Here is a 10,979-nt window from a genome sequence, read left to right as displayed (position 1 = left end):
CCGGGGACAGGTCAGCCCATGCCCTGGAGGCGCCAGATCTGGTTTCTCTTGTTGTTCAGCGCGCTCGCCGGGTCACAGGTCCATTGGTGGATCAGGGCACCGGGCGAGGTCGAGACGTTGCTGACGTCGGCGCACTTGCCGCTGTGGGCGGCGACCAGTTGGTAGTCGTGACTGTTGCCGAGCGCGGTGACCGGGTTGAGGGTGAACTGCTGATTGGTGGCGCCGTTGCAGGTGTACTGGATGACGGCGGCGCCGTCGGCGGTGGACGCCCCGGAGACGTCGAGGCACTTGCCGCTCAGCTCGTTGACCACGGTGTAGGTATTGGTCTTGCCGCTGACCGGCTTGAGGTCGAGCATCTGCTGGTAGCCGCCCTCGCAGTTCCACTGCTGGTACTGGGTGCCGTTGGCGGTGCTCAGGTTGGTGTCGTCCAGGCACTGGCCGCTGTTCTCGCTCACCGCGACCGTGGAGACGGTGGTGTTGGACGGCGGGAGGAGGGTGACGGTGTAGCCGTCCTTGGCGTTCCGTTGCCGTTGGAGACGCGCTGGACGACGGCGCGGACCTTGCCGTTCTCCACGACCGAGGTGGTGTTCAGGCCGGTGAGGTTGACGGTGACGTTGCCGGTGTTGCCGTTGCTGCCGAGCAGCACCTTGGCGTTCTTCGCGGTGTTGTCCTTGGTGGCGAGGCCGTCGGTGCCGGAGCCGGGGACGAGGTTGACGATGTTGCCGGTCTGGGAGCCGTAGTAGCGGTACATGAACCACTCGCCCAGCGGCAGGTACCGGCCCGCGCTGTTCCTGGTGAGCAGGTTGGCCTCGTCGTCGTGCAGGTTCGTGCCGGAGGCCCAGTTGCCGCGCAGGCCGTCGGCGCCGGCGCGCTCCAGGCGGCCGATGAACCAGGCGCCGCCGCCCGGGGACTGCATGGACAGGGTGGCGTACTCGTTGATCTGGTAGGCGCGGGTGTTGGTCAGGCCCGCCGCGGAGAGCGTGGAGTTGGCGCGGCCGACGTCGGTGACCGGGTCGCCCGGCTCGTCGTGCCAGCTGTAGATGTCCGGGGCGACGTTGTTGGCCTTGACGTAGTTCAGGTACGTCGTCCACCAGGTGTTCGAGGAGTTCGGCTGGCCGGCGATGCTGGGGCCGACGATCAGCTGGTTCGGGAACGCGGCGCGCACCTTGGCGTAGAAGCGCGACCACATCTGCAGGTACTGGGCCTGCGAGGGCTTCCAGAAGCCGGCGCCGTCCGGCTCGTTCCACAGATCCCATTCGACGGTCATGTTGTTGGCTCTGACGTCATTGACGAGCTGCGTGACGAAGTTGTCGAACTGCGTCCAGTCACCGTTGTCACCAGGCCAGCCCTGGCTGGTGGTGCCGTCCGCGCCCCACAGGTCGTGCGGCAGCAGCACGAACGTGCCACCGAGCGCGACCGTCCGCTTGTACTGGGCGAGAGTGGAGTTCCAGCGGGTCTGGTAGTCGGCGAGGCTGGTGGCGTAGCCGCCGCTGTTGAGCTGTGCACCGCCCGCCCGCATGAAGTGCCACTTGATGTCCTTGAAGAAGTGGTCCTGCGGGAGCGAGCCGTCCGGCGTCATGCCGTAGATCATGCCGGAGGCGTGGTACGTGGGGGCCCCGCCGGCGGTGGCGAAGTCGACGGTGACGCTGGTGTCAGCGGCCCGGGAGGGCGCGACGGGCACCAGGGTAGCGGCCAGGGCGGCCAGCAGGACGGCGGTGGAAGAGACGGCTCGGCGTCTGGTGCGGGCGGCGGCGTCGGGGAGGGCGGAGAGCAACTTCATCGTGCGGCTCCTGAGGTGGGGAGGGGGCCGGGGCCGGTACAGCCCCGGGGCCTTGAGAGGACTGCGGTCAGCGGCCGTCCCGGAGAGCGTGCGCTTCTGCGAGGAGCAGGTAGCTGCTCGCCGTCCAGGTGTATGCGCGGTCACGCAGACCCGTTCCGGTCAGCGCGTCGAAGTTCTCGGCGAAACCGTGCGTCTCGCACAGGGCGCGGAAGCGGGCACTGATGTCGTCCGCCAGCCGCTGGTGCCCGGCCCGGCGCAGGCCGTCCTCGACGAGGACGGTGGCGGGGGCCCAGATCGGGCCGCGCCAGTAGCCGTCGGCCAAGTAGCTGGGGGAGGTGGTCAGTTCAGTGGCCAGGCCGTGCGGGGTCAGGTGGGCCTTGATGTAGTCGGCCAGCGCACTGCCGACCTCGGCGGGCAGATGCTCGCCCAGCACGACGGGCATCAGGTCCAGGAGGCTCGCGCTGCTCCAGGTGTCGCCGGTGCCGGCTCCGCGGGCGACGAACCTGTCGCCGGTCCAGAGCCGGTCCAGCAGCGCCGCCTGCATCTCCTCGGCGGCGGCCGTCCACCGGGCCGCCTCGTCCCGTCTCCGCAACTCTCCTGCTAGACAGGCGAGTTCACGCATTTGCAGGACGAGAAAGGCGGCCAGGTCTGCGGTGACGACCACCCGTTCGGGGTCGAAGGTGGTGGCGTTGTCCCAGCCGCTGTCGTTCCCGTGCTGGTAGTAGGCGAGTTGGGCGCCGGGGGCGCGTCGTGCGGTGAGCCAGAAGTCGTTCCAGCGCGCCAAACGGTCGTAGGCCTCGGACAGTTCGGCCGGGGTGGGCGGCATCGGCAGGCGGCGGCGCAGGCGGCCGAAGGTCCAGCCGTGGATGGGGGGCTTGACGAAGTTGTGGAGGACTTCGGAGTGGGTGACCGAGTCGGGCAGGGCGCCGCCCGCGTCCTGGTGGTCGAAGGGCAGGTGGAACTGGTCCAGCGCCAGCTGCGGGCAACCCGGCGCCAGCGCAAGGGCGTTGAAGCAGTGGTCCCAGCTCCACACCTTGTCCATCCAGTGCTTGGACATCAGCACCGCGGGCCGGGTGACCAGGCCGGCCGGCCGTACGGTTGCCGACCAGAGGACGTAGGCAGCGAGTTCGGCCGCCGGGGTGGCGGACGAGCGCCAGGGGGCGACCGCGTCGGCGAAGTCCGCGAAGGCCCCCTGTGCCGACCTCACGATGTCGTCGAAGGGCGCCGAGGACGCATAGGGCGGGCGGGCGGTCTCGAATTCGTCGAGCGCGATCTCCCAGGTCCCGTCCGCCTCCGCGGCCATGGCGAGACCGCGCTCGGCACGGCCGAGGGTCTGGGCTCCAGCCGTCTCGGCCAGGGTGCCGGACAGCACCGTGACGCGGTAGCGGCGGCCGGTCTCGTACGACGTGAAGACGTGCCCGTCCGTCGCCGGGTCGTGAAAGAAGTACGTTCCGCTGAACGGGGTGAGGGCATGCGCGGCGGCCGAGACGCCGAGGCCGAGGCCGCTTCCACGGAGTCTCACGGTGTCCGGCGACTCGTAGGCGAGGTCGATGCGCCCGCTCGCGCCGGACCAGGTGAGCAGGCCGGGGCTCGCCTCGACTCGGGTCTCCGCGCGATCGCCCGTCCCTGGGTCCAGGGGGACCAGGCGCAGAACCGCGTGCATGCCGTTCTGGTGCGAGACGAGGTGGAGGTCCTCGGCGTACGTCTTCTCCGCGACCACGGGCGAGATGTCGAACCAGGATCCGTAGGTGCTGAACGGGATGTCGTGGACGGAGAAGGCCGGGCCGGACGGAACGGCGGTCATGGTGGCGTGACTCGTTTCTGGGGCAGGGGGCGGCGGCCGACCGGCAGCCGGCCGGTTCTGTGGCGGGTGGCGGATTCAGTCCTTGACGGCTCCGGCGGTCACACCGGCGGCGACGTACCGCTGGGCGAGGACGAGGATGACCGCGGCCGGCAGGGAGGCGACGACGGCGGTGGCCATGATGGCGTTCCACTGCTGGTTGTTGTTGCCGATGTAGTGGTAGATGCCCAGGGTGATCGGCTCGTGGGCGCCGCCGTTGACCAGGGTGCTGGCGAAGACGAAGTCGGACCAGGACCAGAGGAACGCGAACAGGGAGACGGTGACGACGGCGTTGCGGCTGATCGGCAGGACGATGGACCAGAAGGTGCGCAGCGGCCCTGCGCCGTCGGTCGTCGCGGCCTGCAGCAGTTCGCCGGGGATGCCGGACATGAACGCCGTGAAGATCAGCACCGCGAACGGGACGGCCAGGGTCGAGTCGGCGACGATCAGTCCGGGCACGGACTGGAGCAGCCCCAGCTGCAGGTAGATGGCATAGAAGCCCATCGCCATGATGATGCCGGGGATCATCTGGGCGGCCAGCAGGACGAAGTTCAGTACGCTGCCACCGCGCGGGCGTAGCTTGGCCAGCGCGAAGCCGGCGGGTGCGGACAGAGCGACGGTCAGCACGACGGTGCCCAGGCCGATGACGAGGCTGGTGCCGAGGTAGGGCAACTGCTCGTCCAGCACGGTGCGGTAGCCGGCCAGAGTGCCGTGCAGCGGCAGCAGGTCCGGCGGGCTCTTGCGCATGTCCTGGTCGCGGGTGAGGGAGACGTTGACCATCCAGTAGACCGGGAAGAGCATGATCGCGGTCAGCAGGACGCCGATCATGGTCTTCAGCCGGGTGCGCCTGCGGCTCGAGTTCATGACAGCGCCTGCCTTCGCTGGACCCGGACGTAGATCAGGCCGAAGACCAGGGCGGTGACGACCAGCAGGTTGCCGACGGCCGCGCCGGGACCGAAGGCCGGCAGCAGGTTGCCGAAGCCGAGTTGGTAGGACCAGGTGGCAAAGGTGGTGGACGAGTCCGCCGGACCGCCCTTGGTCATGATCCAGATGATGTCGAAGACCTTGAGCGTGTAGACCAGCCCCAGCAGCAGGGTGATCGCGGACACCGGACGCAGCAGCGGGAAGGTGACGTGCCAGAACCGGCGCCAGGCTCCCGCCCCGTCCAGCGCGGCGGCCTCGTACAGGCCGGCGGGGATGGACTGCAGGCCGCTGTGGAGGATGACGAGGTTGAACGGGACGCCGATCCAGATGTTCGCGATGATCACCGAGGTCAGCGACCAGGACGGTGAGGTCAGCCAGTTCACCGGGCCGATGCCTACGGCGTGCAGGGCGGCGTTGACGACGCCCGACTCGCTGTTGAGCATCCACGACCAGGTGGAGGCGGACACGATCAGCGGCAGCAGCCAGGGGACGAGGAACAGGGCGCGCAGGGTGGCCGAGAGCCGGAAGTGCTGGTTGAAGAAGACGGCGAGGGCGAGCCCGATGACGTACTGGAAGAACAGGCACACGGCGGTGAAGACGGCGGTGTGCAGCAACGCCGGGGTGAAGGTCGGGTTGTCGAAGACGGTGCGGTAGTTCGCCAGGCCGGTGAACGGGGCGTCGCCCTGGACGAAGGAGCGGACGGTGTAGTCGCGCAGGCTCAGGTCGAGATTGCGGTAGAGCGGATAGGCGTAGAAGAGGGCGAGGTAGAGAGTCACCGGGGCGAGGAAGGCCCAGGCGGCCCACTGCGGGGAGGCCGGCCGGCGGCGTGCCGGGCCGGGGGCCGGGGGCGGGGGCGGGGCGACCGCGGACGCCCCGATCCGGACACGTTCGGACCGGTGATCCGGCAGCTTTGTCGTGGGTTTCATCAACGACCCCTGCGGTCGGGCTACTTGGCGGCGGACTGGGCCGCGGACAGCGCGCCCCCGGGCGACTGGGAGCCGCTGAGGGCCGACTGGACGGCCTTCCACAACTGCTCGGAGATCTTGGGGTACTTGGTGCCCAGGTCGTCACTGGTACGGCCCTTGGCCGACTTGACCGCCTCGACCCACGGCTTCAGGTCGGGGTTCGCGGCCACCTGCTTGTCCTGGACCTCCGCGGTCGGGGCCACGTAGGACAGCGTGGTGTCCGTGTCGTACAGGTTGGCGGTGCTGGTCAGGCAGGTCGCCAGCTTCTGGGAGGTGGCGTAGCGGCCGGTGTCCTTCTGGACCGGGACGGTGACGAACTCACCGCCGGTCGGGGCCGCCGCGTTGCCGCCGTTGGCGGCCGGGATGGGCAGCACCCCGTAGTCGAAACCGGCCTTCTTCGCGTTGGCGAGCTGCCAGGTGCCGTTCTCGCTGAAGGCGTAGTCGCCGGTGGCGAACTCCTGCCAGCTGGTGGTCTGGGTGTTGTTGAGGACCGAGTTGGGGGCGTAGCCCTGCTTCAGCCAGTCCTTCCAGAGGGAGAGCGCGGACACGGCCTGGGCGGAGTCGAGTTCGGTCAGCTTGGCGCCGGCGCCCCAGAACCAGGGCAGGAACTGGAAGCTGCCCTCCTCCGTGCCGATCGCGGAGAACGTGATGCCTTTCTTGCCGGCCTTCTTGACCTTCGCCAGGGCCGCCGTCAGCGAGGTCCAGTCCTTGACCGAGGTGATGTCCACTCCGGCCTGCTTCAGGATCTTCTTGTTGTAGTAGAGGGCGAGGGTGTTGGCGCCGATGGGTGTGCCGTAGGTCTTGCCACCGGACTGGCCGGCGGCGAGGAGGTTGGGGTCGACCTTGGAGGTGTCGAGCTTGTTGTCGGCAGTGGTGGTGAGCACGCCCGCCTCGGCGAGGGTGGACACGACGGGGTTGTCGACGATGAGGACGTCCGGGGAGTTGCCCTGCTGGGCGGCGAGCAGCGTCTTGTTGCCCAGGTCGCTGGTGTCGTAGCCGGTCCGCTTGATCTTCACGCCCGCCTTGGTGCCGCACTGGTCGAGCAGCTTCGCCCAGTCCGAGGTCTTGTCGAACTGCGGGTAGGGGTCCCAGATGGTGTACGTGCCACTGCCGGCGTTCTCGGTGCCGGTGCTGCCCGAGCCGGAGGAGCAGGCGGTGGCGGTGACGGTGACGGCCAGGGCGGTGAGGGCCGCGGCGGTCAGACGGCGCTGTCTGGAGGAGCTGTTCATCGCGAGGGTTCCTTTGTTCTGGGCATGCGGGTGCCGAGGGCACGGGTGGGCAAGGTGGTGAGGGCACGCCGACGGCACCGATGAGCGATCGGCGTGTGAAAGGAGAGCGGGCTTACCTGCGGAGTGTGGTCAGGACGCCGTACCGGGCCCGGTGCTGGCCCGCAGGGAGATCGGCGGCGTCAGGAGATGGTGGCGAGGCGGCGCGTCGGGTTGGTCGAGCCGCTCCACCAGGAGGTCGACGGCGCGCCGCCCCATCTCCTCGGCCGGTACGTCGGCGGCGGTGAGCTGGGGGGTTACCGTCTCCGCCCAGCGGCCGGCGACGACGCCGGTGACGGAGAAGTCGCGCGGCACATGGCGGCCCGCCTGGGTGAGCCCCCGGTACAGACCCCCGAGGGCGGCCTCGTTCAGTGTGACCAGGGCGGTGGTGGCCGGGTCGTCGTGCAGGATCTGCTCCAGGCAGGCCTGGCCGGATGCCGCGTCGTCCCCGCAGCAGTACGTCCGTACCGTCAGCCCGCGCTCGGCGGCGGCCTTGGTGAAGCCGTCGAGCCCCCGGTGCGCGGACTCGTATCCGGCTCGCAGCAGTTGTTCCGGCCGGTTGACGAAGGCGATCCGGCGGTGGCCCAGGTCCGCCAGGTGGTGGACGCAGGCCGCGGCGAGGGCGGTGTGGTCCAGGCCGACCCACCAGCCGCCCTCCGGGTGGGCGGTGCGGCCGATGGCGACGAAGGGGAAACCGAGCTCGGCCAGGTGATCGGCCCGGTCGTCCTGCAGCCTGATCTCCATCAGGATCGCGCCATCGACCCGCCGCTCCCCCAGCAGCCGCTGGAACGAACGGTCGCTGTCCACCCCGCTCGGAGAGAGCAGCACGTCGTAGTCGTGGGCCGCGGCGGCCTCCACCACGCTGCCGATGAAGTCCAGTTGCATCCCGGTGTAGTGGTTGCCGGCCGGCGGGAAGACCAGGCCGATCGCGTTGGTCCGGCCGTTGGCAAGGGCGCGTGCGCTGGCGTTCGGGCGGTAGCCCAGTTCGTCGATGACCTCCTGGATCTTGCGCCGCGTGCCGTCCGAGACAGGGCGCTTCCCGCTCAGCGCGTACGACACGGTGCTGCGCGAGACACCGGCCCGGCGGGCGATCTCACCGATGTTCACAGCGGCTCCTTGCTCGAACCGGTTCAACTCCCCCTGGGGAGAGAGTACGCGCCGGACGGGAGGGGTGATGAGGGGGCGAGTGGCACGAGGAGCGAGAGCCGATTGTCGAACCGGTTCGCGTGAAGTGAAAGTAGGAACAGAGACAACGCCTGTCAACACCTTCGGCCGCACTTTTGCACCCGGCAGAAGATCCGGATTTCTTCGAATCAAGGGGATTGCTGGCCGGGATTCCCGGTGTTAGCTTCGCCGAACCGGTTCGATGAAGTGATCCTTCCGACGACCGCCGACCGGCCCCGCACGACCACGGTGGCCGCTGAGCCGCCACACCTGCGCACCTGACTGCCTTCTTTCTGCTCTCGCACTGGATCGAACCGGTTCGACAGATGCCGCCACTCAAGGACTGAGGACGCAATCCATGTCATCCGCTGAGAGATTCGCCCGGCGCCGGGCCCCGGCCGCCCTGGCGCTGGCACTCGGGGCGGGCCTGCTGGCCACACCCGCCGGCCCCGCACAGGCGGCGGAGACGCCCCGGCCCGCCGCCCGCTACACCTTCAACCAGGACGATCTTGCCGCCGGCGAGATCGCGGACAGCTCTGGCAACGGCCTGACGGCTACCTTGGTCAACGGCGCGACCGCCCGGTCCGTCGCGGGCGCGGACGGTGGCAGGGCGCTGTCCCTGCCCGGCGGTGCGCCCACCTCCGGCGGCGCGTACGTCCGTCTCCCCCGCGAAGTCCTCCAAGACGCAACGGACTTGACGGTCTCGGCCCGGGTGAAGTGGGGCGATGACGCGTCGGCCTGGCAGCGGATCTTCGACCTGGGCACCGACACCGGCAGGTACCTGTTCACGACGCCGTCCAACGGCGGGGTGCTGCGCACCGCCGTGACCACCGGCGGCGGAGGCGCGGAGGCGCAGGTCTCCGGCTACGCGCCGCTGCCCGCCGACGGCTGGCGGACGGTGACGGTCACCCTCGACACCATGGCCCACCGGGTCACGACCTACCTCGACGGCGTGGCGGTCTCCTCCGCCGCGACGACCGTCAACGCCGGGGACCTGCTGGACGGTTCGGCCACGGCGGCCGGTTACATCGGAAAGTCGTTCTACCCGGACCCGCTGCTCAAGGGCGCGATCGACGACTTCACGGTCTGGCACTCGGCGCTCACCGCCGAGCAGGTGGCCGGTACGGTCAACGCCGTGCCCACCCTGACACGGCTCTCACAGTCGTCGTTCGACGTCCGTACGACGACCGGGACGGCCCCCTCCCTGCCGGCCACGATCCGCTCCTCGTACTCCGACGGCTACGACCGCGACACGCCGATCACCTGGGACGCCGTACCGCCCGAGAAGTACGCCGGGACGGGCACCTTCACGGTGGCCGGAACCGCGGCCGGGCAGGCCGTGCAGGCGACCGTCACCGTGGTTCGCGAGGGAGCCCTCACCGTCGACCTCGCCTCGGACACCGGCGCCTTCCACGGCGGCGCGTCCGGCACCCTCTACGGCGTGTACGGACCGGACGTCCCCACCGGCAACCTCATCGAGGGCATGGGCCTGCGCACCGTCTCCACCAAGGCCCAGGACGGCCCGCAGCACCCCGGCGCCGACGCGCTGGAGGTGGTCAAGCCACTGGCCGACTCCACCGACGGTGACGTGTACATCTACATGACGGACATCAACCGCGGCTTCCCCTACGAATGGCCCGGCGACACCCCCGCCGAGAAGCTCAGGCTCTACGAGGAGAAGCTCGCCAAGCAGGTCGACCAGGTCCTGCGACTGCCGAAGCAGTACCAGGACAACATCGTCTTCGTGCCGTTCAACGAGCCCGAGGGCAACATGTTCGGCACCGGCGACTGGAGCTACGACAAGGTCAGCTGGCTGACCGACCCGAGGGACTTCTTCGCCGCCTGGGACTCCGCCTACAGGCTGATCAAGGGCAGGATGCCGGACGCCCGCATCGCCGGGCCCAACACCAGCGTCCTGTACGACCAGGTCAAGGGCTTCCTCACGCACACCCTGGCCGCCGGCACCCTCCCGGACGTGATCACCTGGCACGAGCTGAGCCACCCGGAGGCGGTACGCCAGAACATCGCCAGGTACCGGGCGTGGGAGAAGGACCTGTTCCAGGGCACCGACCGCGAAGGCACCCGGCTCCCCGTCAACATCAACGAGTACGCCTTCAACTACCACACCTCCGTGCCCGGCCAGATGATCCAGTGGGTGTCCGCGATCGAGGAGTCCAAGGTGGACGCGGACATCGCGTACTGGAACATCGACGGGAACCTGAGCGACTCGGCGGTGCAGGCCAACCGTGGCAACGGCCAGTGGTGGCTGCTCAACGCGTACTCGCAGATGAGCGGCGACACGGTGAAGGTCAGCCCGCCGCAGCCGAACGTGAGCTACACCATGCAGGGCGTCGCCACCCTGGACAAGGGCAAGGCGCAGGCCCGGTTGATCTTCGGCGGCTCGTCCGGCGACGGCACGGTGGTGTTCCACAACGTCGACAACGCGGTCTTCGGTGACACGGTGCACGCGCGGGTCCAGGAGATCCCTTGGACCGGTCAGCTGGGTGACTCGCCGCAGCCGCTCCAGGTCGGCGAGCTGACGGCGAAGGTCACCAACGGCACGGTCGCCTTCGACTTCGGCGCGTCGCTGCCGAAGCTGAAGGACTCCTCCGCGTACCAGCTCATCCTGAGCCCGGGCGGCACGGCGACCGCCACCGTCGCCCCCACGAAGCTGTGGCAAGCCACGTACGAGGTGGAGGACGCCCCGCACACCGGCAGCGTCTGGACGAAAAACGGCCCAGAGGGCGGCCCGGATCACGTCGACAGGTTCTTCACCTCCAACCGGTACAGTGTCTCCGGCCTGCGGACCGGTTCGGATCTAGCGATCAACTTCGCCGTCTCGGTGCCGGAGGACGGCACCTACGACCTGAGCCTGTTCACCGCCTCACTGAACACCTACGACGCGAACGCGGACCACGGCCCGACGAACGTGTTCGTGCGGGTGGACGGCGGCGCCGAGCAGGAGCTGTACCTGCCGCTCGGCTACAAGTGGAAGGTCTGGGACCACACCAACCGCATGGTTGCCCTGACCAAGGGCAACC

The 10,979-nt window shown here is 69.2% G+C and carries 8 protein-coding genes; 1 reads left to right on the top strand and 7 read right to left on the bottom strand.

What is annotated here, in order from left to right; genetic code table 11:
• Positions 1 to 11: 11 nt before the first annotated feature.
• The 7 genes from JF597_RS48085 to JF597_RS48055 form a co-directional block, all read right to left on the bottom strand.
• On the bottom strand, positions 12 to 455 hold the full coding sequence (locus JF597_RS48085; protein ID WP_294011909.1) for an RICIN domain-containing protein: 444 nt from the start codon (positions 453 to 455) through the stop codon (positions 12 to 14).
• Positions 452 to 1,780, bottom strand: a complete 1,329-nt coding sequence (locus JF597_RS48080; RefSeq protein WP_294011908.1) for a cellulase family glycosylhydrolase — start codon at positions 1,778 to 1,780, stop codon at positions 452 to 454. The genes JF597_RS48085 and JF597_RS48080 overlap by 4 nt, the downstream gene beginning before the upstream one ends.
• A 67-nt stretch (positions 1,781 to 1,847) precedes the next feature.
• Positions 1,848 to 3,584, bottom strand: coding sequence for a trehalase family glycosidase (locus tag JF597_RS48075; RefSeq protein ID WP_294011906.1), 1,737 nt, complete (start codon positions 3,582 to 3,584; stop codon positions 1,848 to 1,850).
• Positions 3,585 to 3,659: 75 nt separating this feature from the next.
• Positions 3,660 to 4,484, bottom strand: a complete 825-nt coding sequence (locus tag JF597_RS48070) for a carbohydrate ABC transporter permease (protein ID WP_294011904.1) — start codon at positions 4,482 to 4,484, stop codon at positions 3,660 to 3,662.
• Entirely contained in the window at positions 4,481 to 5,470 is a 990-nt protein-coding gene (locus JF597_RS48065; RefSeq protein ID WP_294011902.1) for a carbohydrate ABC transporter permease, read from the bottom strand. Before JF597_RS48065 ends, JF597_RS48070 begins: the two co-directional genes overlap by 4 nt.
• A 20-nt stretch (positions 5,471 to 5,490) precedes the next feature.
• On the bottom strand, positions 5,491 to 6,738 hold the full coding sequence (locus JF597_RS48060) for an extracellular solute-binding protein (protein WP_294011900.1): 1,248 nt from the start codon (positions 6,736 to 6,738) through the stop codon (positions 5,491 to 5,493).
• 129 nt (positions 6,739 to 6,867) lie between these two features.
• Positions 6,868 to 7,881, bottom strand: coding sequence for a LacI family DNA-binding transcriptional regulator (locus JF597_RS48055; protein ID WP_294011898.1), 1,014 nt, complete (start codon positions 7,879 to 7,881; stop codon positions 6,868 to 6,870).
• A gap of 415 nt (positions 7,882 to 8,296) precedes the next feature.
• Here JF597_RS48055 and JF597_RS48050 point away from each other — a divergent pair.
• A partial coding sequence (locus tag JF597_RS48050) for a LamG-like jellyroll fold domain-containing protein (protein WP_294011896.1) occupies positions 8,297 to 10,979 on the top strand: 2,683 nt, incomplete at its 3' end.

It is taken from the genome of Streptomyces sp. (assembly GCF_019510245.1).
Classification (GTDB): domain Bacteria; phylum Actinomycetota; class Actinomycetes; order Streptomycetales; family Streptomycetaceae; genus Streptomyces.
Note: the sequence above shows the minus strand (reverse complement) of the source record. Positions and strands in the feature narration are given on the sequence as shown.

Bases quoted from the DNA above. Each gene is read 5' to 3' on its own strand.
- JF597_RS48080 (WP_294011908.1), bottom strand. From the start codon at position 1,780: ATGAAGTTGCTCTCCGCCCTCCCCGACGCCGCCGCCCGCACCAGACGC.
- JF597_RS48075 (WP_294011906.1), bottom strand. From the start codon at position 3,584: ATGACCGCCGTTCCGTCCGGCCCGGCCTTCTCCGTCCACGACATCCCG.
- JF597_RS48070 (WP_294011904.1), bottom strand. From the start codon at position 4,484: ATGAACTCGAGCCGCAGGCGCACCCGGCTGAAGACCATGATCGGCGTC.
- JF597_RS48065 (WP_294011902.1), bottom strand. From the start codon at position 5,470: ATGAAACCCACGACAAAGCTGCCGGATCACCGGTCCGAACGTGTCCGG.
- JF597_RS48060 (WP_294011900.1), bottom strand. From the start codon at position 6,738: ATGAACAGCTCCTCCAGACAGCGCCGTCTGACCGCCGCGGCCCTCACC.